The organism is Kribbella sandramycini (assembly GCF_013131805.1).
Taxonomy (GTDB): domain Bacteria; phylum Actinomycetota; class Actinomycetes; order Propionibacteriales; family Kribbellaceae; genus Kribbella; species Kribbella sandramycini.
Genome location: NZ_JABJRC010000003.1, coordinates 857,640 through 879,645, shown reverse-complemented (window position 1 = coordinate 879,645; position 22,006 = coordinate 857,640). Strand labels below are relative to the sequence as shown.

The following is a 22,006-nucleotide window of genomic DNA, read 5'->3' as shown; positions in this document are numbered from 1 at the left end:
TCCGGTGGTTCAGCTGGTCTGCCGCCAGATGTCATTGAGGATGCGCTGGACGTCGGGCTCCTCGCCGGGCCGGCCGAACACCGCCGTACCGACCAGCCACCACTGGCCGCCGCTCTCGAACGCTCGCGTCATCGACAGCGCGTACGGCTTCTCCTGGACGGTCAGCCACGTCCGCGCGTCCTTCGCGGTGGTGGGCGCCGGGGCGTCGTACACCTTCGTCCACTGCCGGTCGAACTCCGCGCGATCCGCCGTACAGGCCTTCAGGTCGGCACAGGCGTGCAGCGCGATCCGGGCGTCCGGTGTGAGCTTGCGGGCTGAGGAGCGGTCGTCCACCTGGATCCGCCGGAGCGCGACCTTGGACGACTCCCCCAGGAACTCCACCGCCGGCAGCCGCGGCCAGCCGATCGCGAACGGCAGCTCCGCCTTCGTGACCACCTGCAGGTCGGCGCCGGCCGGGTAGGTCGCACCAATCAGGCCGGGCTTGCCGTCCGGTTTGAGGTACGGCGCTGTCGTGATCCGCGGCAGCGCGGGCAGGAGCACCGGCGAGGGCAGCGGCGACGGACTGACCGCGGCCGCGGCCGGTGGGGGCGCCGGCTCACTCTTCACGGCGCTACCCACCGCTGCGCCGACGGAGTAGGTCGCGGTGAACGCCACCAACACGACTGCTGCGACGACGGCGTACCGCCAGCCGCCCAAGCGCTTCTCGAGGCTCGGCTCATCTTTGACGGTTTCGGTCGGTGTGGGCGCCACTCCGCCGTACTGGCTGAGCTGGGCGCGGACCGCCTGCAGCGACTCGTCGTCGTTGCCCAGAACGCCGTCGAGCGGATCGATCAGCCGCTCGGCGCCGGACTGCCCTGGGACGAGCTGAGTGATCGCATACGGCCGATCGGCGGTGAAGTTGGCCGCCCACAGCGGCGTCTCCGCCTGCCCCGGCTCCAGCGCCGCACCGCGCCCGGCCTGCACCAGCCGCTCCTGCACCGCCGCGTCCCGGGCGCCCTCCTCCGTCAGGACGAGCGCAACGACGTCCATCCCGGTGAACGACCGCCCGCGCCACACCTCGGCCAACGGATGGGCCAGCAACCGCTGCCCGAACTCGTACCCGGCAATCTCCGGCGCGTCGTTCACTTCGTCTCCCAGATCGCCCGGTCCGCCAGTACTGTCGCCGCCCGCTCAGCCGACTCCCCCTGCACCGGATTGGCCGTGTACTCCACCAGCACCACGATGTCCGCCCGCTGCACCAGCACCTTCACCTGCCAGGACTCCCCAGCGACTCCCTTCGCCGTCCGACTGCTCTTGGTCGGATAAGGCCGCCCCTCGACCGACTCCAACGGCGACCGATCGAACGCCTTCTTCGCCATCGCCTCCGGCGTGTACGGCGACTCCCCAGCCCCCGCCAACCGCCCGCCGTACGGCGTGATCGTCACCCGCAACACTCCCGCCGAGAACGCCTCCGCCTCCGCCCGGCTCGTCCCCGCCGTACAACTCACCGCATCCCGCCCGCCCTGCACCAACCGAGTCGCCCGAACAGATGCCTTCGGCAACATCGAGCTCACGTCCCCCAACCGCTGACAAACATCCCCCGCCAACCGCCGAGCCCCCACCACATCGTCCTCGTTCACCGGCTTCCCCACCGCAAACCCGAACCCACCCCCCACCACCCCAGCCACCCCAGCAGCAACCCCCACACCCCGCACCCATCGACGACCCATACCCGGACCCTAACCACCCCAAGGTCCGCCCCCCGGCGTACCGGCCCCGACACCCGCGCCGGGACCGGCCCGCCGTCAGCTCATCAGCGTCTTGACCGACCCGCCCGACTCGGTCAGCTTCTCCCCGAGCCCCTTCAACGCGTCGCCGACCGTCCCGAGAATCCCCGACAGGTCCGCCAGGTTCCCCGCGAGGCTCTCGATCTCCGTCGCGACCCCGCCGATCTGCCCACTCCCGTCGTTCAACCGCCGGGCCGCCGCATCCCCGATCCCCGGAATCTTGTCCAGCTCCCCGGCCAGCCCCGCCAACATCCCCGCCGCATCCTGCAGCCGATCCTTCGCCGAGCTCATCGTCTTGGCACTCCCCGTCAGCGCCTTCCGCGCCCCACCCTCCCCGTCGTCCCCCACCAACGCCCCAGCCGCCTTCGCCGCCTGCTCCCCCGCCTCGGCCAGCCCGGCCCCGATCGTCCCCAACAACTCCGGCAACTTCCCGATGAACCCCACCGCTCCATCCGGCAGCCCCCGCACCAACTCCAGCACCTTCTGGAAGTCGTCCGAGTTCTCCATCACGAACCCGACCGCCTTCTTCACATCCCCCAGATCACGCCCACCCAGCAAGTCCTCGATACCCATACCCCGGACCCTAGAGCCCCCTCCCCACCCCCGATTAGCACCACCCCGCCCCCACCCTGTATCGTTACTCGACGTTGCCCGGCGCTCGTAGCTCAACGGATAGAGCATCTGACTACGGATCAGAAGGTTGGGGGTTCGAATCCCTCCGAGCGCGCCAGCAGGAAGCCCAGGATCAGTTCGCTGACCTGGGCTTTTTTGGTGTTGGGGTGAGGGTGGCTAGGAGGGCGGTCAGGGGGGCCAGGACGCTGACGGTCATGATGGTGAGCAGGGTGATGGACCAGCCGGGGGACTGCCAGTGGAGGTGGCCGGCGTGGAAGATCAGGTGGGTGAGGGCGAAGGCCAGGTAGGCCAGGAGGGCGACCTTGGTGAGTAGGTGGTCGAAGGTGATTGCGGCGACGGCGAGGATGAGGGCCATGCCGAGTTTCATGCCGCCGAGGTCGCGGAGCAGGTGTTCGCTGTACGGCGGCGTCCAGTCGAGTGTGGGCATGGCGTAGAAGGACGCGGGCAGGAACGACATCCACACCCCCAGCACGAGCTCGAACGCCGCGAACACCACCAGCACCGACCGGATGTACATCTTCAAAGGGCTCACACTCAGCAGACCCCGCAGGCCCAGCAGTTCGTGACATGTGGCTGACGAGAGTCGCGGGCGTGGACGGCGGGCCCGCGACTCTCGGGGGGGGTCAGCGGGCGGTGGGGACCAGGGACTCTCGGCAGGGGCCGCGGTCTTCGCAGGCCTTGAAGAAGGCGGCGTCGGCGACGAGAGAGCCGCTTCGCGACTTGCCTGATGCGAGCGAGAAGTTCTGCAGGGTGCCCTGCTGCTTGTCGATGACGACGTTCATCGCCTTGTCGCTCGCGTTGAGCACGTAGAAGGAGCCGGCGTCGTTGTCGATCTCCACGACGAGCTTGGACGACGAGTACAGCGGCAGTCGCCAGATGTACCGCTGCCCGTACGCCGTATTGGGGTGTACGGCGTTCCGGCAGCGTCTGTTGCCCTGGTTCTCACAGACTCGCAACGTGTCCATCCGTGAGCCGAACGTCTTCTTCCACGCGTTCTTGGGCCGCAGGATCTCCTTGTCACCGAGCACGCCGCCCGGCCCGGACGCCTGAATGTTCAGATCGTCGTTCCCGCCGTTCCATACCCAGCCCCACGACGCGCCCCCGTCGTCCGGTTTGTGGTCGATCTGGATGGTGTGTTCGCGCCACTTGTAGGTGAACGCGGCGCCGGCGGACGCCTCCGGAACCACGGCGAGTGCGGAAACAGCTGCCAATCCGATGAGCGCCGCCGTACGGCGCAAGCTTCTTGGAGTCATGTGAGCCAGACAGTTCCGTACCGACCCCTGTGACAGGCGGGGGTCAGTCGGCGGGGGTGGGGACGAACCAGTCGGGGGTGGGGTCGGTGGGGAAGCGGACGGCGTTGATGGTGGTTTGGCCGGCCAGCCAGGCTTTGGAGAGGCGGTGGCCGCCGTCCATCAGGCCGCCGTCGGCGGAGAGGATGATGGGATAGGAGAGGTCGGCGTTCTGGATGCGGCCGGCGTGTTCGGCGACCATGCGGCAGGTGACTTCGCGGCCGCCGAACCAGCAGTCCTGGTCGAACTCCTTGATGGCGGCGATCTCGACGGATTCGACGGGGAGGTCGGCGGAGAGCTCCCAGAGGCGTCGGGTGTAGTAGTGGGCACGGCCGCCGGGGGCGGGGCGGGAGTGGGTTTCAGCCATCGGATCATCATCGCCGGGCCCTGCCGCGGGCGCGCGGGATTTACAGGACGTGGACGTCGTAGATGTGGATGCGACCGTCGGCTTCCAGCTCGATCTGGGCCGTGAGGTCGCTGGGGGATTCATCGGTCGTCCAGAGGGGGATCTCGAACGTGATGCTGCCGTCGTCGCGTTCGAGGAAGTGGGTGTACCGGTGCGTCCAGACGTCATCGGGTTGACGGATCAGAACCGCGGGGTACGAGTCGACCCACTCGAGCAGTTGCTCGGGCACCTCGCGGGCGGTCAGCGCGTCCAGCTGACGGCGAATCGCCGGGCGGTGGATCTCCGGTACGACATCACCCGTGCGATCGATCGTAAGAAAGTTGGCGCAAGGATGTCGAGGAGGGCTGGGCGGTCTCGTCTCAGGGGAAACGATGCGAAGGAGCGCAAGGTGACCGTACGGCGGCTGGACAACGTGGGGATCGTGTTCGAGGACCTGGAGCGGGCCGTGGCGTTCTTCGTCGAGCTCGGGCTCGAACTGGAGGGGACAGCGCGGGTCGAGGGGGAGGTCGCGGAGAAGTGTGTCGGGCTGGCGGATGCGGCCTGCGATATCGCGATGTTGCGGGTGCCCGGGGGCGCGGGACGGTTGGAGTTGGCTCGGTATGTGCGGCCGGGGGTGCATCCCGCGACGCCGGCGATGCCGCCGCACAACACGGTCGGGATGCATCGGGTGATGTTCGCCGTCGATGAGTTGGACGACGTCCTCGCCCGGCTGCGCCCGCATGGCGCGGAGCTGGTGGGTGAGGTCGCGCAGTACGGCGACAGCTACCGGCTGTGCTACGTCCGCGGCCCCGAAGGGATCATCGTCGGCCTGGCCGAGCAGCTCGGCTGAACGACAACGGCCCCGACGGGTGGACGTCGGGGCCGGGTGCGGGGATTACTGCTCGAGGGCGGCGTCGAGGGTGATTTCGACGCCGGTGAGGGCCTTGCTGATCGGGCAGCCGGCCTTGGCGTCGGTGGCGAGTTTGGCGAAGGTGTCGGCGTCGATACCTTCGACCTCGCCGCGGACGGTGAGCTTGATGCCGGACAGGTGGAAGCCGCCGGCCGGGTCCGGCCCGAGGGTGACGTCGGCCTTGACGTCGAGGGCGTGCGGGGTGCCGCCGGCCTCGCCGATCAGGGCGGAGAACTGCATCGCGTAGCAGGCGGAGTGGGCGGCGGCGATCAGCTCTTCGGGGCTGGTGGCGCCGTTGGCGTCGTCCGCGGCGCGCTTGGGGAACGAGACCTCGTAGGTGCCGATCTTCGAGCTGCTCAGCTCGACCTGGCCGGAGCCGTCGGTGAGGGTGCCGTTCCAAGCGGTGCGTGCGGTGCGCGTGGGCATTGTCGGTCTCCTTGGCTGGGATGGTTCGGTGACAGGTAGACTAACTAGTTACTCTAGTATGGTCAACCCGAGGACAGGAGAGGATGGAGCGGTGGCCAAGACGACGAACGAGCCCCCCGTGCGCGAGCGGCTGATCGACAGCGCCGGCGCGTTGTTCTACGCCGAGGGGATCCGCGCGATCAGCGCCGACCGGATCATCGCCGCGGTCGGTACGACGAAGGCGACGTTCTACCGGCACTTCCCGACCAAGGACGATCTCGTCCTGGCCTACCTCGAGGTCCGCGCTGAGCTGGAGCGCTCCGGCGTCACCGCGGCCGCCGCGGCGTCCGACCCGCAGGAGGCCCTCCGCGGCGTCGTCGGCGTCCTCGCCGACACGAGCTGTCAGCCCGGCTTCCGCGGTTGCCCCTTCATCAACGCCGGCGCCGAGTACGCCGACGCCGCCCACCCCGTACGCCGCCTAGTCGCCGAACAACGCACCTGGTGGACGACGTTCTTCCGCACCCTCGCCGAACGCCTGGGCGTCCCATCCGGCGCCGCCGCCGACAGCGCCGCCGCCCAGATCCTCATGCTCCGCGACGGCGCCCTGGTAGCCGGCTACCTCGACGACCCCAACGCCATCCAAACCCAACTCAGCAAGGCCATCACCGCCGTCGTCACTTCGGCGCGAGCGGACCGCTAGCGCTTCACAATTCGCCATCAGGCCCCGCCGCCACGCTCAGCGGAGGGGCCCTACCTCAGTTGTGCAGCGCTGGCGGTGCGGGGCCGGCGACTGGCGGCCCCGCGTTGCTCAGTTCAGCGGGAAGGCGTTGAGGATGGTTTGGGTGACTTTGTTGCCTTGGGCATCGGTGGCGGTGGCTTGGAGGGAGACGGTGGTGGCGGTGGCGGGGTGGGTGAGGAGGGCTTGGGTTTTGCCGGCGGTGGTGTGGAAGGGGGCCGGTTTCCAGGTGGTGCCGTTGTCGTGGGAGACGGCGAGGGTTTTGAGGGTCGCCTTGCCGCCGGCGTTGTGGTCGACGGTGATGGGGACGAGGGTGGGTTTGGCGGCGGTGGCCGCGGGTGGGGTGTAGCGGACGGCGAGCAGCGGTAGGGCTGTCTTGGCCGTGGTGGTGTCGGAGGTGAAGGTCCAGTCGACGACGATGCGCGAGGAGAGCGGGTTGTCGCGAGTGGCTTCGGCATGCAGTTGGTACGTCGCACGCCCAGCCGGTACGACGGCGCCCAGGCTGCCCGGGTAGTCCTCGGCCGCGAGCTGCTTGCCGTCCTTGCTGAGGACGGTGCGACCGTCTGCTCGGGAGTAGCCGAGACCACCGCGGTGGTCGGTGAAGAGCGGCAGGCTGAAGCGCATCTCGTCGCCGCTACGTCCGGCCTGCTCCGCGCTGTCGTCGTACGCCGGTAGCGACGGTCCGAAGACAGGGCGGCCCCAACGCTCCTTGACGACCGCACCGCGCTGGTAGACCTTCGGCGTCGCGACGCGCTGCGATGCGAAGCCCCACGGGTCTTCTGGGTCGTCGGCCTCGGCGAACGACGGGTAGAACTCAGCGCCCGGCGTGTAGTACTCATCGAGGGTGAACGGCAGCTTCCGCAGTACGGCGTCGTCCCGGTTGCCGTACGTCCCCGGCTTGGTGCCGACATGCTCCGACCGCACTCGCGCCAGCGACTTGTCCCGCACCCGCTGCATGAGACCGCTCGGGATCTTCCCGAGTTCGTTCCGGTCCAGGTTGTAGAGGTACGTCGACTCGGTCGGCGCCGCGTACGCCCCAAACGCGAAGTAGCGGAACGCCTCCGGCGGAGTGCTCGTCCGGCTCGGCGCAAACAGGATGCCCTCGTAGTCGTAGCCGATCATGGCGAAACCGGTGTACTCGTCCCCACCCCAGTCGGTGTCCCGCGCGACCCCGACCACGGCCAGCTTGCTGACAGCATCCGATTTGTCGAGTTTGAATCCGACCTGTTCGCCGCTACGCGCGTCGAACGTCACCTCGCGCGGGCCGTCGACTTTGAAGGCCGGCTCGACCACCTCGGTCGCACGCTCTTCGCTGCCGACTATGGTGCCCTCGAAGTAGTGAGTCCCCTTCGTCAGCCGGACCGTTGTCGTACCGCCGGCGTCCTCGCCCGAGAACACCACTGTCGGCTTCTCGATGCCGACGATGCGGAATCCGTAGTTCGGCGCCGGCTGGCCGTCGAAGCCGATGAAGTTGAGCTTCACCTCGTAGCTCTCCACCTCGCGCGTGACGGCAATCGGCGTCCGCTGCGACCCAGCAAGGACGACACCGCTGTAGATACCGTCAACACCCGGTACGGCGGTGTCGGTGGTCACCTTGGCGGTCGCCTGACCCCCAGCAGGGATGGTCAGCGACGCGGGCGCCACTGTGAACATTCCAGCCGGTGCGGGCTTGCCGTCCGGGCCCTTCACCTCCACACGCAACGGCAAAGTGAGGGGGGTCGTACCGGAGTTGTAGTAGGTCACGTCTCGGCTGATCGGCTTGTCGTCGTGGTGCGGCCACTGGACGATGCCGTTGCTGATGCTGGCCGGTGCGGACCGGACGACGGACTGCGTCACCGCAGCGACGTCGACACGGCCGGCACCTTCCTCGAAGACGGTCAGCTTGCCGTTCGGCTTCGCCGTACCCATCAGAGCGGACTTGAGGTCGCCCGCCTGCCACTCCGGATGCTGCTGGGCCAGAATCGCCGCAGCGCCGGCAGTGTGCGGTGCTGCCATCGATGTACCCGACAAGCGCAGGTGATGCTCGCCGACATTCGGGTAATGACTGCCCAGCTCACTGTCCTTGGCCTTTGCGGCCACAATGTCGACGCCGGGCGCAGTGATGTCCGGCTTGATCGCATCGTTGAGCCAGCGCGGCCCACGGCTGGAGAACTCAGCAAGCTCGTCGCTGTGGTCGACTGCGCCCACAGTCAGTGCCGCATCGGCTGATGCGGGGCTGCCAGGAGCGCCACCGCTGTTGCCAGCCGCAACGACGAACAGCACACCGCTCTGCTCAGTCAGCCGGTTGACGGCCTGAGACACCGGGCTGCTGCCGTCATCGGGCCAGCTGGAGCCGAGGCTCATGTTGACAACGTCAGCGCCCAACTGCACGGCCCACTCCATCCCCGCGATCACACCGGAGTCGGAGCCGCCACCGTCATCGCCCAGCACCTTTCCGTTCAGCAGCTTCGCGTCTGGCGCCACACCGCGGTACTGGTCGTTGTCACCGGTCACAATCGACGCGACGTGCGTACCGTGCCCGTGCTTGTCGGCCGTCCCGCTCTCGCTCTCGGTGAAGTCCTTGGCCGCGACTACCGCGTCGTCCAGGTCGGGGTGCGCGGTGTCGATGCCGGAGTCCAGTACGGCGACCTGCGTGCCCTTCCCGGTCAGACCGCTCTTCCAGGCCTCCGGTGCGCCGATCTGCGGGACGCTCTTGTCCAGAAACGCCCGAACCGGGCCGTCGAGCCGAATCCACTGCTTGCCCTTCGCACGCAGCGCAGCGCTCGCCCCGGTCCAGTACGGCGACTCCTTGCTGACTCGGATCGCCGTACCGCCGACACTCGGCAGACTGCGCGCATGGTCGGCGCCGGAGCGCAGCGCGACCGGACCGCTCACAATCAGGGGCATATCGGTGCGAGAGCGGTCGTCGTACCCGTGCTCGATCAGCTTCGTGATGTTGAACAGCCGCGCGTCCAGCTCACCCGACCGCACCGCCTGTACGGCGTCCAGCGGCAACACCGTGATGTCGCCGCCGACCTCCTTGCGCTGGATGAACTTGACCTGCTCGCGGCCCTTGGCCGGCCGGATCCGCGCGGGCTGGTCGCCGCGCCATGTCACCCGGTCGCCGGTGATCAGCGTGACGTCGGCGGACGCCGTGACGTCGGCGGAGCTCCGCGCCTCGCCCGCTGTCGCCGTACCGCCGAACATGGTGCTGCCGACGGCCAGCACAGCGAGCGCGGCCAGGCCTCGTCGCTTCCTCATAGAACCTCCAGTGAGTCCTCACATGGGTGTAGTCACGAGGTCTATGTCCGACGGCGACGGATATTTCACAGCGACCGACCATTCGACGGACGCTGAAGGGCGGTCAGAGGTCTTTGACGAACAGCAGTCCGTCGAGCCTGGGCAGCTGCGCCGGGTCGAGCGCCGCGTAGCCGAACCACGGCGAGACTCTGGGCGGGTAGATCGCTGCGAGCTTGCGGGGGTCGTGGACCTGACGCTGGTCGCTGTTGGCGTAGAGGTGGGCTTCGAGCGTGCCGGACGGCGGTGCGTCGACACCGCGGCTTTCGATCGTGCCGATCGCGGTCGCAACGAACTTGAACCGGTCGCCGAGGCGGGCGTCCACCAGCGCGCCGGCTGACCACCAGTGGTGGTTGGCGCCGGCGATGTGCATGGAGCTCTTGTCACGCTGGAAGTGTGCGTTGTGGCCGAAGGCGAGGGTCGGGAAGCGGTCGGACAGGTGGCGCAGGTTTGCCGCCATCATGGCGTCGCGTTGGGCGAGCAGGTGGGTGATTCGGCGCGGTGTGGTGTCGGCGTACCAGTAGTGGTAGCGCAGCAGCCCTTCGGCGGTCCGCGCGTACAGGCGGGCCCGGTGCCAGGCTTCGACGGTCGACTCCGCGAGCAGAGCAGGCGTTTCGGTGGTCAACAGGGCAGCCAGGTCAGCAGCCAGCCGCCGCAGCTGCACGACGTCGTCCGAGCGGCCGATGGATTGGGTGGGGTCCATCATCGCGGCGGGGTTGGTCCAGCGGTCGTCAGCACCGAGGAGCTCGTTGAGGGTGTCCGCCGTACAGGGCAGGTCGGTGGCGGCGCTGAGGTAGCTGTAGAGGGAGGTGAGCGCCTGGCGCGGGCTACCGGGCGCCTCCGTCTCGAGTGGGCCGTCGAACCCGGCGAACCGAACCTGGTCGCTCAGCGCGCGCCCCTCGTTGTACGAGCGCATCCACTGCACGAGCTCGCGGTTGCCGCGCAGTCCGCCCCACTGGTGGCTGAAACCGGTAGCCATCACGTCGTCCAGGTCGCCGACCCCCGACGTCACGTAGTCGTCGACGACCAGGCCCATCAGGCAGTCGCTCTCCAGGGTGATCGCCCGGTAGCCCTCGTCTTCCACGAGCTCACGGAACAGACTGTTGCGGAGGTCGAGCAGCTCCTCCTCCCGGTGCGTCGGCTCGCCCACTGCGAGCAGGCGGGGCTTGGGAGTGATCAAGTCCAGTACGGCAGTAGCAGTCATACTTCAACGCTATCGTTGAAGTAGCCGGTAGATACTTGGTCCGAATTGCCACGCTTGAAGGGTATAAAAACCCTCAAACCTGGAGATGAGTGTCCGAGGGCCGTGCCAAGGTGTCGGCATGGATGACCTGCAGTTTGTGGACACGAATCTGCGTGGGGCCCGGTTCGTGCGATCGGACCTGTCCGGCGCGGTCATGCGCGGAGTCGAGGTCAGCGGCGCGGACATCGACGCGCCCTGGCTGCTGAGCGGGCCGAACCAGTTGCTGATCAACGACGTCGACGTCGCGCCGTACGTCGACGCCGAGCTGGATCGCCGATTCCCGGGCCGGTCCGAGCGCCGGGCGGCGGATCCGGCCGGCCTGCAAGCGGCCTGGGCCAAACTCGAGGCCGCCTGGGCCGCCGCGCTCGACCGCGCCGCCCAGCTGCCCGCGGGGTCGGTGGAGATCTCGGTGGACGGCGAGTGGTCCTTCGCCGAAACCCTGCGGCACCTGATCATGGCGACCGACACCTGGTTGCGCCGCGCGATCTTCGAGATCGGACAGCCCTACCACCCAGCCGGCCAGCCGAACGTCGAGTTCGCCACCGACGGTCACGACACCACGGTCTTCGCCACCCCGAACCCGTCGTACGCCGAAGTCCTCGAAGCCCGCGCCGACCGCCAGACCATGGTCCGCAGCTACCTGGCCGCCCTCACCCCCGCCGATCTCGCCACCTCCCGCCGCAACCCCTGGTCCCCCGAATACCCCGAAACCACCCTTTCCTGCCTGCACACCATCCTCGAAGAGGAATGGGAACACCTCCGCTACGCCCTCCGCGACCTCCAAACCCTCGAGCTGAACGGGCCGCAGGGTTAGAGGCCGAAGGCGTGGCCTTCGATCAGGATGACCAGGCCGATGGCGATCAGCACGGCGGGAAGGATCAGGTGGCCCCAGCGGGTGAGAGCGCGCGCGATGAGCGGGCGGGTGGCGATCAGGCGGCCGACGGCGCACCAGACGGCGACGCCGAGGAGGAAAACGACGGCGTAGGTGATCATGTTCGCGGCGCCGGCTACGGCGAAAACCGGGACGTAGACGCCGATGTTGTCGCCGCCGTTGGCGAAGGTGACGGCGGCAACCTGCCAGGCGGTGGGCCCGGCGGGCGGCCGCTCGGGAGCGTCGTCCGGCGTCCGGCGAGCCCGCCACGCCGACCAGGCGGCGCGGAGGCCGAGCGCGAGCGGGAGCAGCCCGAGGTACGGGACGGCGGCATCGGGGAGTAGACCCGCGCCGAGCGCGCCCACGATGGACGCGACCAGGATGAATGCGAACCCGGCGTACTGGCCGAGGATCACCCGCAGGACGTCGCGCCGATTGTGCGCCTGGCCGAAGTAGAGGGCGAGGATGACGATGTCGTCGATATTCGTCACCGCGAACATGCCGATCGCCTGGCCGATGATCCCCAGCTGCATTTAGAGAATGTTGCATGCCGCTTCAGTCGGGCAGACTGCCGGGTGTGCGGCGGGTTTGGGTGTGGGTGCGGGGGCGCGACTGGGAGTTTGCGTATACGCGGACGGCGCTGCTTGTGGTGCTCGTGCCGGGGATCTTGATCGGCGCGAAGGCTGCCGGCGTGGCCGGGGCCGGGGCGGTGTGGTGGCCGTGGGCACTGGCCGGGGTGGGGTACGTGCTGGCTTCTGGTGGGTTCGCGGTCTGGTTCTGGGTATGGATGGCCGAGGGCGACCGATGGTGATATCGGTGCCCTCGGCAACTTTTATGATTACTGGTTGACGAGCTGGTGGAACATGCCCGGCTGGTAGGAGCCGGCCGGGGTCTGGGCGATGACGTTCATCCGGTTGGCGGCGTTGATCAGGGCCACTTGCATGATGAGCGCGGCGGCCTGCTCCTCGTCGAAGTGCTCGCGGACTGCGGCCCAGGTGGCATCGGAGACGCCGGCGTGGGTGTCGGCGAGGCGAGTGCCTTCTTCGGCCAAGGCGAGGGCCGCGCGCTCGGCGGGGGTGTAGACGGTGGCCTCGCGCCAGGCGGCGACCAGGTGCAGGCGCTGAATGTCCTCGCCGGCGGCCGTGGCGTCCTTGGTGTGCATGTCGAGGCAGAAGCCGCAGCCGTTGATCTGGCTGGCGCGGATGTTCACCAGCTCCTTGACCGACGCCGGCAGGTTCGCCTGCTCGACCACCATCGCCAGCCCGGCGAACCGCTTGCCGAGTTTCGCGCCGAGCTCGGTCTCCATCAGGTTGATCCGCATCGGACTCGTCCTCTCTCGTCGGTTGAACGACCACAAGATGCGCGCCGGCCGGATTCCGTGACAGTCTTGCGCTGTGATCAGCGCCACTGTCACGGCGCGGCCCGGGCCGGTGTCTGATGGGCAATCGATCGACGAAGGAGCCCGGCCATGACGGACCAACCGGACCCGGCCACCGCCGCGTTCGTTGCCCACCGCAACTTGCTGTTCACGATCGCGTACGAGTTGCTCGGCTCGGCCGCGGACGCCGAGGACGTCCTGCAGGAGACCTGGTTGCGCTGGGTCGGCGTCGACCTGGAGTCGGTTCGCGACCACCGCGCGTACCTGATCCGGATCACCAGCCGGCAGGCGCTGAACCGGCTCCGTACGGTCGGCCGGCAGCGCGAGACCTATATCGGCGAGTGGCTGCCCGAGCCGCTGCTCACCACCCCGGACGTGGCCGAGGACGTCGAACTGGCCGACTCGGTCTCGATGGCGATGCTGCACGTCATGGAGACCCTGCGCCCGACCGAACGCGCGGTCTTCGTCCTCCGGGACGTCTTCGCGCTCGAGTACGACGAGATCGCGGCCGCCGTCGACAAATCCCCCGAGGCGGTCCGGCAGATCGCCCACCGCGCCCGCTCGCATGTCGCGTCCCGCCGTCCGCGCGGCGACATCTCACCCAGCGAGGCCAAGGACGCGCTGGCCGCGTTCCAGCGCGCGCTCGAAACCGGCGACCTGCAGAGCTTCCTCGACCTGCTCGCCCCGGACGTCGTGCTGATCGGCGACGGCGGCGGCGTCAAACAAGCCGTCCTGCGCCCCATCGTCGGCGCCGACAAAGTCGGCCGCATCCTCTCGGCCGGCATCCCTCAGCACGTCGGCCGCGTCACCGCCGAGCTCATCCAGCTGAACGGCGCCCCCGGCCTGCTCATCCGCCTCGACGGCGAGATCGAGCAAGTCGCAGCCTTCCACCTCGCCGACGGTCGCGTCACCGGTATGTACGTCGTCCGCAACCCGGAAAAGCTCTCCCGCCTGGACGCCGCCACCACCCTCCTGCGCTGACTCAGCCGTCGATCGCACTCCGGATCGCGGCCGCCAACTGCTCCTGATCCCCTGTCCGCCAGCCGTGCCCGCCGGCGCAGACCCACTCGTCATGCTCCGGCGGCATCATGCACCCCGCCAGCGAAACCCGCCCCGCCGCAGCCGCCTCCTGAGCCCGCCGCGTCGGCAACCCGTACAAGATCGGCCGCCCCGGCTCCCCACACTCCGGACACCGCGGCACCCCCGAAACTCCCATGCAATCAGCCTAAACAATTCCGAGCAGCGCTGAGCCAGGGTGAGGTGCAAGAAAGTAGCTCCGCTGTACCCACCTCGGGGCGTGGCGAGTACAGCGCAGCCGCCTAGTTGGCTTCTTTCGTAGCCCAGTAGTGCCATTGGGGGGACGCGACTGGGGAGCGGGTCAGGCCGTCCGGCCAGGTGGCCGGCAGGTCGTGACTCCGCGCCGCGTAGAGGATCACCTCCGATGCGCTGCGATCGCCGCGGACGGCGACTCGAGCGGCGGTTTCGGCGCGCATGTCGGAGAGGTAGTGGATGGCGGGCAGGAACTCGGCGCTGAGCCGGGGGCTGAGCCGGCCGACCGGCTCGTCGTCCAGGCGGATCTCGACCACGATCCGGTGCCGGTCCTGCAGGTCGTCCTCTTCCTCGATGGCATGCATGGTGGCGTAGGCCCAGCACTCGCCCTGTGGGCGGAAGAACGGCGCGAGTACGTCGGGGTGCACCTCACTGCCCGGTACGACGATGCCACTGCCGGGCGGTAACAGGTGGAAGCTGCCGGGCGGTGGCAGGTTCACCGGGACCAGCATGTGCGGTTGCCCGAGGGCGACCGCGACACTGGCGTGGAACTCCGTGCCGTCCTCTGCTTTGCCGGCCCAGTCGGCCGGCTCCCACTCACTCACCCACAGGTGGCACGGCACCTGGGGCTGCAGTCCTTGTGCGACCAGCTCCGACAGCACCGGGTGGTACCGGTGTGCGTCGTCCCTCGGCAAGTAGCCGACAACCTTCCCCTGAACGCGGACCGCGATGGATCGGGGGTCGAATCGGTTGTGCGGTTCCGGGACGAGATCCGCCTCGGTGTCCAGATCTGCTCCTCGCGCTGGGATGGGGTCGGGGAACAGGCTCCGAATCGCCTGCTCGTGCGGAGCCTCCCGCACGACTTCCTGACCGCACCACAGGGCGTCTCCCCACAGACTGAACGGAATCAGTTCCATATGTGCCCTCCAGTCCCCGCTGACCGGTTTACTCGGCTCATCCCGTCCAGAGCCCTGGCCGTTACACCGAGTGAGCGTATGAAAACTAGACTGCCCCGTGAAGGGCCGTTTCACGCATGGAATCAGGCTCTGTTGCGCAACGGTATCCGTCCGTCCGCAGTGTGGACGGAGATCGTCTTGTGGAGCGAGCGAAACGGCGAAGATCGTGCAGATGCACGGGAAGGAACGTCATGCAGGGCAGTAGTTCAGTCGCTCGATCAACCGGTTCAGCACCCTCGCGAACAGTCTCAGTATCTGTCGGCGCGGGCGCTGTCGAGGCCGCTGTCGAGCGACTCGACGGCATCGCCGTCCGGACCCCGTTGCAGCGCAATTTGCGCCTGTCGGAGCGCACCGGAGCCCAGGTTTGGCTCAAGCGCGAGGACCTGCAGATCGGTCGTTCCTACAAGCTCCGTGGGGCCTACAACCTGATCGCCCAGCTCGGCGACGAGGCGAAGTCCGCGGGGGTCGTGTGCGCCAGCGCCGGTAACCACGGACAAGGTTTGGCATATTCGTGCCACACGCTCGGCGTGCACGGAAAAGTCTTCGTCCCGAGGACTACTCCGCGTCAGAAACGGGACCGGATCGCGGCGCTCGGCGGCAAGCAGATCCAGGTGATCGTCACCGGCGACTCGTACGACGACGCCGCGGCCGCAGCCCTGGCGGACGCCGATTCAAGCGGCGCAACGATGGTCCCCGCGTTCGACGACCCGCGTACTGTGGCCGGCCAAGGCACTGTGGCGGTTGAGATCGTGCAGCAGCTCGGTCACGCGCCAGACGTTCTAGTAGTACCGGTCGGCGGTGGCGGTCTGGTCGCCGGTGTAGCCAGTTGGCTCGCTGCGCGCCACCCCGGCGTCCGCATCGTCGGTGTGGAGCCAGCAGGCGCTGCGAGCATGGCTGCGGCACTAGCCGCTGGTGAACCGGTCACGCTGCCGCAGTTGGACAGCTTCGTGGACGGCGCCGCCGTACGCCGCGTTGGGGACGTGACGCTGCCGCTCGTCGCGAGTGCCGGGGTCGAGATGCTCTCGGTGCCCGAAGGGCTGGTCTGCAGCGAGATGCTGGAGCTTTACCAGGTCGACGGCCTGATCGCCGAGCCGGCGGGCGCTCTGGCGACCAGCGCGCTGGGCAACGGCCTGACCGTGCAGCCGGGCGAAACGGTCGTCTGCCTGCTGTCCGGCGGGAACAACGATGTCAGCCGGTACGGCGAGATTGTGGAGCGCTCGCTGGTGCACGAAGGGCTCAAGCACTACTTCCTGGTGACGTTCCCGCAGGAGCCGGGTGCGCTACGCCAGTTCCTGGACGGCGCCCTCGGCCCGGACGACGACATCACCCTGTTCGAGTACGTCAAACGCAACAACCGCGAGACCGGCGTCGCGCTGGTCGGTATCGAGATCAGCCGCGCCGCCGATCTCGACGGCATGCTCGCCCGGATGGACGCCGCGCCGCTCGACATCGAGCGGATCAACCCGAACTCCCCCGAGTTCCGCTACCTGATCTGACGGCCCCGCCGCGGCGTCGCGGCGGGACCCCCGAATCAGTGCTTGGTGTGCTTCGAGTGCCGCGGGTCATTCGGATGCGTCCCGTCGGCCCAGTGCCGCTCGTCGGCGGTTTCCGGCGGTGCATCCGTCTGCGCGTCGTTCACGTGCTGTGGCGCGTGATCCGGCATCAGGTCGGCTGCCTTGCTGTGATCGTCGTCCGCCTCGCGATCCGCACTGCGGGCAGCCTCCCGGCGCTCAGTGGCGCCAGCAGCCAGCCGGCGGGCTTCGGCGGCCTTCTCTTCGGACTCCGCCTGCGCACGCATCGCGCGAGCGTTCACCTCGTCGGCGGCCGCGTGCTGCCGTTCGGCGTGTGCGGCGGCGATCCGCGACTCCTGCTCCTTCTCGTACGCCTCCTGCCGCTGCCGCTCGTTCTCCTGCCGCTCGTGCTCGGCACGGCGTTTCGACGACGTCTTGGACGCGCCGGCAATCAGTGCCGCCAGGATCACGAGGACGGCGAGGGCGACGACGATCCAGAGGACGGTCATTCCGTCCATGGTTCCTCCTCTGTCGGGGTTCGGCCTCCGGTACCCCGCCGCCCACCGCGCTAACCCGCGCGCACCACGAACCGATAGGTGCCTGAAGCAACATTCACGGCGACGGTCGATCCTTCGTCGACGATCCCGCTGACCTGGTCCGCGCGCTGCAGCGACCGTCCGGATTCCGTAACGTGCGCAGGCGATGCGGCCGGCAGCCGCACCGTCGCACTGCTGTTCGCCGGAACCGTCACATCCAGTCCCAGCCCGCCACCAGGCGTCGTCGTCCACTTGCTGACCACCTGCCCGTACGGCGTCTCGAGCGCGAAGTCCGAGTGCGTGATGCCGTCACCGGGTGTCGGTGCGATCAGGACGCGGTGGTAGCCGGGCTCGGCGGCCGACACCCCGGCCAGCGTCCGGTACATCCACTCACCGACCGCGCCGTAGGCGTAGTGGTTGAAGGAGTTCATCCCGACGTCGTTGAACGTCCCGTCCGGGTTGATCGAGTTCCAGCGCTCCCACACCGTCGTCGCGCCCCAGCCGATCTCGTAACCCCAGGAGGGGTACGACGTGTTCTGCAGCAGTTTGTACGCGAGGTCCGACCGGCCGACCTTCGTCAGCACAGGCAGCAGCCCGTCGACACCAAGGAAGCCGGTGGAGAGGTGAGTGCCCCGACGCAGGATGGTGTTGGCGAAATGCTCGCCGGCTACCTGTGTCTTGTCGGCCGGGATCAGGTCGTTGGTGAACCCGAGGATGTACCCCGTCTGGCTGTCCGACCCGACTTTGCCGTCAGCCGCCACGAAGCGGCCGATCCACGCCGTCCGGACATCGTCGTACAGCTTGCGGTACTTCGTCACGTCGGCGCTCTTGCCGAGCGCAGCGGCCATCTCACTGAGCTGACGGGCGCCCTTGGCCATGAACGCCGTACCGATCAGGTCGCCCGGCGTCGGGTCGTCCAGGTTCAGCCAGTCGCCGTAGTCACCACCGCCGCGGATCAGCCCGGGTGAGTGGCTGGCGAGGTAGTCGACATACTTCGTCATGGACGCGTAGTGGTCCTGGACGACGGTGGTGTCGCCGTACGCCTGCCAGAGCGTCCAGGGGACGTTCACACCCGCATCTGCCCAGCCGGCATTGCCGAGTCCACCGTCGAACGCGTTCGGGACGGTTGGGGCGACGCTGGGGTAGGAGCCGTCCGCGGCCTGGCTGTCGCGGAGGTCCTGGAGCCACTTGGCCAGGAAGGCCTGTGAGTCCAGGTTGTAGACCGCAGTACGGGCGAAGACGTTGATGTCACCGGTCCAGCCCATGCGCTCATCACGAGCCGGTGTGTCGGTCGGAACGGAAAGGAAGTTGCCACGCTGACCCCACACCACATTGCTGTGCAGTCGATTGACCAGTGCGGAGTTGGTCCGGAAGCGGGTGGTCTGTTCACCGTCAGAGCCCATCACCACGCCGGTGATGGCGCTGGCCGGTGGTGCGGTCGGCAGTCCGCTGATTTCGACGTACCGGAAGCCGTGGAAGGTGAAGCGCGGCTGGTACGTCTCGGGGCGGTCGGTGGCGAAGGTGTAATGGTCAGTGGCTTTCGCACCGCGCAGGTTGTCCGTGTAGAGCGTGCCATCCAGGTTCAGCACCTCGCCGTACCGGATCGTCACGGTCTGACCGGGCTGTCCGGTCAGCTTGAAGCGGCCGACGCCGACCATGTTCTGGCCGAGGTCGTAGAGGTACTTGCCGGGAGTGGGTGACGCGATGGCCTTGGCCGACAGCTCTTCGGTGACTCGGACCGGCTGTTCGATCTGTGGGACCAGCTTGCTGGTAGCGCTCGGCCGGACGGTGACTGGCACCCAGGCGGTCGGCGTACGGCGCGCGTCGTAGCTCTCGCCGTTCAGCAGGTCAGCAACGCGGACGGCGCCCGGTGCGGTCTGCCAGCTCTGGTCGGTCGCGATGACGTCGGTGCTGCCGTCGGAGTACGTGACGCGCAGCTGTGCGGAGAGGGCCGTCTCGCTGCCGTACTTCTGCGGGCCGAACATCGCCAGGTTGCCTGCGTACCAGCCGGATGAGAGCTCAGCACCGAGGACGTTCTGGCCGGGGCGGAGCTGGCGAGTGACGTCGTACGTCTGGGACTGGATGCGTTGCCGGTAGTCCGTCCAGCCGGGCGCGAGCTCGTGGTCGCCGACCTTGCGGCCGTTGACGCTCAACTCGTAGACGCCCTGCGCGGCGGCGTACATGCGGGCTTTGACGACCTTCTTACCGGACGGGATGGTGACGGTCCGCCGGAACACAGGGAGCGGCGGACCGGGCAGCCAGAGCTCGGTGTTGCCCTTCACCTGCAGGCCGCCGCTGGTCAGGACGGTCCCGTCGGGGAAGGTCTGGTCGCCCGCAGCGAACGCAGTGTCGACCAACTTGCGACCGGCGGCGTTGGTCACCACCAGGTTGTGCACAACGCCGCTCTCGACTCCGTTCGTGCGAAAACCGACGATGCCCGGCGCGTTGTGGTCGGTGCGCTCGCGCTGGTCCACCTGGGTGCCGTCAATCCAGGTAGTGATGGTCTGACCGGCGACGGTGATGCGCAGGTGATGCTTTTGAGTGAGGTCGACGTTCAGCGGGATCTCACCGAGTACGACGTAACCACCGCCCTGCTGACGGACGTGCGGGCGCAGCTTGGCGCCGTTGACCTGATTGAGCTGCCACATGTAGCCGATGCCGGCGCGGCCGCGGAAGAAGATACCGAGCGCCTCCTTGGTCACCGTGACGTCGGCGTCCACCGTGTAGTCGGTCCACTCCGTACCTGGCTGGCTCTCGGCGCCGATCCAGTCACCACGCCAGTCCGCGGGCTGCAGCTGCGCAGTCTCGAAGGTCGCAACCCGGGACCAGGCCGATGCGCGGCCGGACTCGTCCCAGACGCGGACGGACCAGAAGTACTGCGTGTACGGCTTCAGCGCCGCACCGGCGTACGGGACCTCGATCGAACGGTTGGAGCGGACGACGCCGCTGTCCCATGCATCGGGTCGGGCCAGCTTGCGCTCGGAAGTGGCTACGCGGACCTGGTAGCGCGTCTGCGCGGTACCGCGGCGGTCGCTGTCGAGCTGCCAGCTCAGCCGGGGCGCTGCGTTCGCAGCGATGCCGAGTGGCTCATTGAGGGCGTTGGTCCGGAGGTTGTGGACGTCGGGGGCCGGTGTGGCCGCTGCGGGCGAGACTGGGGTGACTAGCAGGGCTGCCAGGGCAAGGCAGACCCAGCGAAGGTGTCGGGGCATCGCGAGAACTCCTCAGCGAGTGGGCGGACTGCGGGGAGTGAGAGGTGATGGTCAGACGAGACCGCGGCGGGCGGCCCAGACGATCGCTTCGATCGCCGTGCTGAAGCCGAGCCGGTCGCAGATCATCCGGGTCCGGCGGCGGACGGTACGTTCGGACAGCCCGAGGCGGCGCGCCACCGCGTCGACCGGCAGTCCGGTCGCGAGCAGGCGCAGTAGCTGCAGGTCATCATGGCTGAGCTCTCGTGGCGGTACTCGGTGCGGGCGGAGCTCTTGGGGAAGAGCGGTCATGCGAAATCACCTGTTCCGAACATCCGGGACTCGGCGGCGTCCCAGTCGGCCGGTTTGCCCTGCGGGGTGTAGCGCCGCAGGTGATGGGTGGAGCGGACCAGGGCGCGCATGGCGGCCAGGTCCGGTAGGGGCTCGCCGAGCGCGCGAGCTTGGACGAGCACGTTGCCGAGTGCCGATGCCTCGACCGGACCGGCCAGCACCGGCAGGCCGCACGCATCGGCGGTGAGCTGACACAGCAGCTCGTTCTGGGAGCCGCCACCGATCACGTGCACGACGTCGACCGGCTTGTCGGCGATCTGTTGCGCAGCGCGCAGAGTGCGGCGGTAGGCGAGCGCAAGGCTCTCGAGAATGCATCTGACCACCGCACCGCGCGACTGCGGCACTTCTTGGCCCGTACGGCGGATGTGGTCAGTGATTCGCTGTGGCATGCCACCGGGCGCCAGAAACTCCGGTGCGTCCGGATCGATCAGTACGGCGAATGGTCGGGCCGCGGCCGCCTCTCGGAGCAGCTGCCCGAGGTCGTCGTCCGCCCAGCTGCGCTGGCACTCCTGCAGGATCCACAGCCCCATCACGTTGCGCAGGAACCGGATGCGGCCGTCCACCCCGCCTTCGTTGCTGAAGTTCGCCAACCGCGCTTCCTCCGTGAGAACGGGTTCAGCCAGCTCCAGCCCCACCAAAGACCAAGTCCCCGACGAGATGTACGCGAACCGCTCTTCCTCCGCCGGCACAGCCACCACCGCCGACGCCGTGTCATGAGATCCCACCGCGATCACCGGAGTCCCCTCCCACGACCCCACAACCTCCCCGGCGTCCCACAACCGCGGCAACACCCGCGCCGGCACCCCCACCCGCTCCGCAAGCTGGCACGACCATTCCCGCGCTCGTACGTCGTACAACTGCGTAGTGGACGCATTGGTGCGCTCCACGCCGATCGAGCCGGTGAGCCAGTACCCAAGCAGGTCAGGGATGAGGAGGAGGGTGTCCGCCTGCCCCAGCAGGCGCTCTGCAGCCAGTTGGTACAGGGTGTTGATGGGGAGCTGCTGCAGACCGGTGATCTGGTACAGCTCCTCAGCTGTCACACCTTCTACTGAGGTGCTGGTGCGGGAGTCGCGGTAGTGGAACGGGTTGCCCAGAAGCTGTCCCTCGGAGAGGAGGCCGTAGTCGACCGCCCAGGAGTCGATGCCGAGGGAGTCGACCGGGCCGGCCGCGGCAAGGCCGTCCAGCACTGAGCGGTAGAGGTGGAGGATGTCCCAGTGCAGCGAGCCGCGGAGGTCGACCGGGCCGTTCCAGAAGCGGGTGACCTGCACCAGCTCCAAACGGTCAGCGCTCACCTCGGCACGCATGA

General features: G+C 68.3%; 24 protein-coding genes and 1 tRNA gene. 7 read left to right on the top strand and 18 right to left on the bottom strand.

The features are described 5' to 3' along the window. Window positions 1-9 precede the first annotated feature (9 nt). The 3 genes from HPO96_RS17760 to HPO96_RS17750 form a co-directional block, all read right to left on the bottom strand. Window positions 10-1,125 (bottom strand): hypothetical protein, encoded by a 1,116-nt coding sequence (locus HPO96_RS17760; RefSeq protein WP_171674547.1) that lies wholly within the window; start codon window positions 1,123-1,125, stop codon window positions 10-12. After that, window positions 1,122-1,709 carry a hypothetical protein gene (locus HPO96_RS17755; protein ID WP_171674546.1) on the bottom strand — a complete coding sequence of 196 codons (588 nt, stop codon included), beginning with the start codon at window positions 1,707-1,709 and terminating at the stop codon, window positions 1,122-1,124. The genes HPO96_RS17760 and HPO96_RS17755 overlap by 4 nt, the downstream gene beginning before the upstream one ends. Window positions 1,710-1,784: 75 nt before the next feature. Then, window positions 1,785-2,339, bottom strand: a complete 555-nt coding sequence (locus HPO96_RS17750) for a hypothetical protein (RefSeq protein ID WP_171674545.1) — start codon at window positions 2,337-2,339, stop codon at window positions 1,785-1,787. A gap of 81 nt (window positions 2,340-2,420) precedes the next feature. Here HPO96_RS17750 and HPO96_RS17745 point away from each other — a divergent pair. Beyond that, window positions 2,421-2,496: transfer RNA gene (locus HPO96_RS17745), tRNA-Arg, on the top strand. A gap of 15 nt (window positions 2,497-2,511) precedes the next feature. On the opposite strand, the gene HPO96_RS17740 is transcribed toward HPO96_RS17745, so the two are convergent. The 4 genes from HPO96_RS17740 to HPO96_RS17725 all read right to left on the bottom strand — a co-directional run bounded on the left by HPO96_RS17740 (window position 2,512) and on the right by HPO96_RS17725 (window position 4,338). Further along, a complete protein-coding gene (locus HPO96_RS17740) occupies window positions 2,512-2,931 on the bottom strand; it encodes a hypothetical protein (protein WP_171674544.1) in 420 nt (139 codons plus the stop codon). 91 nt (window positions 2,932-3,022) lie between these two features. After that, window positions 3,023-3,652 (bottom strand): hypothetical protein, encoded by a 630-nt coding sequence (locus tag HPO96_RS17735; RefSeq protein WP_171674543.1) that lies wholly within the window; start codon window positions 3,650-3,652, stop codon window positions 3,023-3,025. 43 nt (window positions 3,653-3,695) lie between these two features. After that, a complete protein-coding gene (locus HPO96_RS17730) occupies window positions 3,696-4,055 on the bottom strand; it encodes a hypothetical protein (RefSeq protein WP_171674542.1) in 360 nt (119 codons plus the stop codon). 40 nt (window positions 4,056-4,095) lie between these two features. Then, window positions 4,096-4,338: a DUF7668 domain-containing protein gene (locus tag HPO96_RS17725; protein WP_420371467.1), complete on the bottom strand. Its 243-nt coding sequence runs from the start codon at window positions 4,336-4,338 to the stop codon at window positions 4,096-4,098. A 144-nt stretch (window positions 4,339-4,482) separates the two neighbouring features. On the opposite strand from HPO96_RS17725, the gene HPO96_RS17720 reads away from it, so the two are divergent. Next, on the top strand, window positions 4,483-4,923 hold the full coding sequence (locus tag HPO96_RS17720) for a VOC family protein (protein ID WP_171674540.1): 441 nt from the start codon (window positions 4,483-4,485) through the stop codon (window positions 4,921-4,923). A gap of 45 nt (window positions 4,924-4,968) precedes the next feature. Here HPO96_RS17720 and HPO96_RS17715 read toward each other — a convergent pair whose 3' ends face one another. Beyond that, window positions 4,969-5,409 carry an OsmC family peroxiredoxin gene (locus tag HPO96_RS17715; RefSeq protein WP_171674539.1) on the bottom strand — a complete coding sequence of 147 codons (441 nt, stop codon included), beginning with the start codon at window positions 5,407-5,409 and terminating at the stop codon, window positions 4,969-4,971. 91 nt (window positions 5,410-5,500) lie between these two features. Here HPO96_RS17715 and HPO96_RS17710 point away from each other — a divergent pair, with 91 nt between their 5' ends. Beyond that, complete coding sequence (locus HPO96_RS17710; protein WP_202885999.1) at window positions 5,501-6,088, top strand: TetR family transcriptional regulator; 588 nt, start codon at window positions 5,501-5,503, stop codon at window positions 6,086-6,088. Window positions 6,089-6,196: 108 nt separating this feature from the next. Here HPO96_RS17710 and HPO96_RS17705 read toward each other — a convergent pair whose 3' ends face one another. Both HPO96_RS17705 and HPO96_RS17700 read right to left on the bottom strand, forming a co-directional pair. Then, on the bottom strand, window positions 6,197-9,364 hold the full coding sequence (locus tag HPO96_RS17705; protein WP_171674537.1) for a S8 family serine peptidase: 3,168 nt from the start codon (window positions 9,362-9,364) through the stop codon (window positions 6,197-6,199). A 103-nt stretch (window positions 9,365-9,467) separates the two neighbouring features. Further along, window positions 9,468-10,604, bottom strand: coding sequence for an erythromycin esterase family protein (locus HPO96_RS17700; protein ID WP_171674536.1), 1,137 nt, complete (start codon window positions 10,602-10,604; stop codon window positions 9,468-9,470). Window positions 10,605-10,722: 118 nt separating this feature from the next. Between HPO96_RS17700 and HPO96_RS17695 the strand changes: the two genes are divergently transcribed. Next, window positions 10,723-11,457, top strand: coding sequence for a DinB family protein (locus HPO96_RS17695; RefSeq protein ID WP_202885998.1), 735 nt, complete (start codon window positions 10,723-10,725; stop codon window positions 11,455-11,457). Here the strand turns inward: HPO96_RS17695 and HPO96_RS17690 are convergent. Continuing rightward, a complete protein-coding gene (locus HPO96_RS17690) occupies window positions 11,454-12,047 on the bottom strand; it encodes a cadmium resistance transporter (RefSeq protein ID WP_171674534.1) in 594 nt (197 codons plus the stop codon). The genes HPO96_RS17695 and HPO96_RS17690 overlap by 4 nt on opposite strands. A 14-nt stretch (window positions 12,048-12,061) precedes the next feature. On the opposite strand from HPO96_RS17690, the gene HPO96_RS17685 reads away from it, so the two are divergent. Further along, on the top strand, window positions 12,062-12,325 hold the full coding sequence (locus HPO96_RS17685; protein ID WP_171674533.1) for a hypothetical protein: 264 nt from the start codon (window positions 12,062-12,064) through the stop codon (window positions 12,323-12,325). Between the two features lie 27 nt (window positions 12,326-12,352). Here HPO96_RS17685 and HPO96_RS17680 read toward each other — a convergent pair whose 3' ends face one another. Beyond that, on the bottom strand, window positions 12,353-12,835 hold the full coding sequence (locus HPO96_RS17680; RefSeq protein ID WP_171674532.1) for a carboxymuconolactone decarboxylase family protein: 483 nt from the start codon (window positions 12,833-12,835) through the stop codon (window positions 12,353-12,355). A 147-nt stretch (window positions 12,836-12,982) separates the two neighbouring features. Here HPO96_RS17680 and HPO96_RS17675 point away from each other — a divergent pair, with 147 nt between their 5' ends. Beyond that, window positions 12,983-13,873, top strand: a complete 891-nt coding sequence (locus HPO96_RS17675) for an RNA polymerase sigma-70 factor (protein WP_171674531.1) — start codon at window positions 12,983-12,985, stop codon at window positions 13,871-13,873. 1 nt (window position 13,874) lies between these two features. Here the strand turns inward: HPO96_RS17675 and HPO96_RS17670 are convergent, their stop codons facing one another. Both HPO96_RS17670 and HPO96_RS17665 read right to left on the bottom strand, forming a co-directional pair. Beyond that, window positions 13,875-14,108 carry a hypothetical protein gene (locus HPO96_RS17670; protein ID WP_171674530.1) on the bottom strand — a complete coding sequence of 78 codons (234 nt, stop codon included), beginning with the start codon at window positions 14,106-14,108 and terminating at the stop codon, window positions 13,875-13,877. A gap of 103 nt (window positions 14,109-14,211) precedes the next feature. Then, window positions 14,212-15,078 carry an HIRAN domain-containing protein gene (locus tag HPO96_RS17665; RefSeq protein WP_171674529.1) on the bottom strand — a complete coding sequence of 289 codons (867 nt, stop codon included), beginning with the start codon at window positions 15,076-15,078 and terminating at the stop codon, window positions 14,212-14,214. A gap of 230 nt (window positions 15,079-15,308) precedes the next feature. Between HPO96_RS17665 and ilvA the strand changes: the two genes are divergently transcribed. Further along, complete coding sequence (gene ilvA, locus HPO96_RS17660; protein WP_171674528.1) at window positions 15,309-16,613, top strand: threonine ammonia-lyase IlvA; 1,305 nt, start codon at window positions 15,309-15,311, stop codon at window positions 16,611-16,613. Between the two features lie 35 nt (window positions 16,614-16,648). On the opposite strand, the gene HPO96_RS17655 is transcribed toward ilvA, so the two are convergent. Genes HPO96_RS17655 through HPO96_RS17640 form a run of 4 tightly spaced genes read right to left on the bottom strand, consistent with a single transcriptional unit; the run spans window position 16,649 to window position 21,992 of the window. Further along, window positions 16,649-17,146 (bottom strand): type II secretion system protein, encoded by a 498-nt coding sequence (locus HPO96_RS17655; RefSeq protein WP_171674527.1) that lies wholly within the window; start codon window positions 17,144-17,146, stop codon window positions 16,649-16,651. A gap of 50 nt (window positions 17,147-17,196) precedes the next feature. After that, window positions 17,197-20,373: a family 78 glycoside hydrolase catalytic domain gene (locus tag HPO96_RS17650; protein ID WP_171674526.1), complete on the bottom strand. Its 3,177-nt coding sequence runs from the start codon at window positions 20,371-20,373 to the stop codon at window positions 17,197-17,199. A gap of 51 nt (window positions 20,374-20,424) precedes the next feature. Continuing rightward, entirely contained in the window at window positions 20,425-20,661 is a 237-nt protein-coding gene (locus HPO96_RS17645; RefSeq protein WP_171674525.1) for a helix-turn-helix domain-containing protein, read from the bottom strand. Beyond that, window positions 20,658-21,992 (bottom strand): rhamnulokinase, encoded by a 1,335-nt coding sequence (locus tag HPO96_RS17640; RefSeq protein WP_337796684.1) that lies wholly within the window; start codon window positions 21,990-21,992, stop codon window positions 20,658-20,660. Before HPO96_RS17640 ends, HPO96_RS17645 begins: the two co-directional genes overlap by 4 nt. Between the last annotated feature and the right edge of the window lie 14 nt (window positions 21,993-22,006).

Bases quoted from the DNA above. Each gene is read 5' to 3' on its own strand.
- HPO96_RS17680 (WP_171674532.1), bottom strand. From the start codon at position 12,835: ATGCGGATCAACCTGATGGAGACCGAGCTCGGCGCGAAACTCGGCAAG.
- HPO96_RS17685 (WP_171674533.1), top strand. From the start codon at position 12,062: ATGCCGCTTCAGTCGGGCAGACTGCCGGGTGTGCGGCGGGTTTGGGTG.
- HPO96_RS17755 (WP_171674546.1), bottom strand. From the start codon at position 1,709: ATGGGTCGTCGATGGGTGCGGGGTGTGGGGGTTGCTGCTGGGGTGGCT.
- HPO96_RS17670 (WP_171674530.1), bottom strand. From the start codon at position 14,108: ATGGGAGTTTCGGGGGTGCCGCGGTGTCCGGAGTGTGGGGAGCCGGGG.
- HPO96_RS17695 (WP_202885998.1), top strand. From the start codon at position 10,723: ATGGATGACCTGCAGTTTGTGGACACGAATCTGCGTGGGGCCCGGTTC.
- HPO96_RS17705 (WP_171674537.1), bottom strand. From the start codon at position 9,364: ATGAGGAAGCGACGAGGCCTGGCCGCGCTCGCTGTGCTGGCCGTCGGC.
- HPO96_RS17690 (WP_171674534.1), bottom strand. From the start codon at position 12,047: ATGCAGCTGGGGATCATCGGCCAGGCGATCGGCATGTTCGCGGTGACG.
- ilvA (WP_171674528.1), top strand. From the start codon at position 15,309: ATGCAGGGCAGTAGTTCAGTCGCTCGATCAACCGGTTCAGCACCCTCG.
- HPO96_RS17665 (WP_171674529.1), bottom strand. From the start codon at position 15,078: ATGGAACTGATTCCGTTCAGTCTGTGGGGAGACGCCCTGTGGTGCGGT.
- HPO96_RS17700 (WP_171674536.1), bottom strand. From the start codon at position 10,604: ATGACTGCTACTGCCGTACTGGACTTGATCACTCCCAAGCCCCGCCTG.
- HPO96_RS17675 (WP_171674531.1), top strand. From the start codon at position 12,983: ATGACGGACCAACCGGACCCGGCCACCGCCGCGTTCGTTGCCCACCGC.
- HPO96_RS17645 (WP_171674525.1), bottom strand. From the start codon at position 20,661: ATGACCGCTCTTCCCCAAGAGCTCCGCCCGCACCGAGTACCGCCACGA.
- HPO96_RS17650 (WP_171674526.1), bottom strand. From the start codon at position 20,373: ATGCCCCGACACCTTCGCTGGGTCTGCCTTGCCCTGGCAGCCCTGCTA.
- HPO96_RS17655 (WP_171674527.1), bottom strand. From the start codon at position 17,146: ATGGACGGAATGACCGTCCTCTGGATCGTCGTCGCCCTCGCCGTCCTC.
- HPO96_RS17735 (WP_171674543.1), bottom strand. From the start codon at position 3,652: ATGACTCCAAGAAGCTTGCGCCGTACGGCGGCGCTCATCGGATTGGCA.
- HPO96_RS17715 (WP_171674539.1), bottom strand. From the start codon at position 5,409: ATGCCCACGCGCACCGCACGCACCGCTTGGAACGGCACCCTCACCGAC.
- HPO96_RS17750 (WP_171674545.1), bottom strand. From the start codon at position 2,339: ATGGGTATCGAGGACTTGCTGGGTGGGCGTGATCTGGGGGATGTGAAG.
- HPO96_RS17730 (WP_171674542.1), bottom strand. From the start codon at position 4,055: ATGGCTGAAACCCACTCCCGCCCCGCCCCCGGCGGCCGTGCCCACTAC.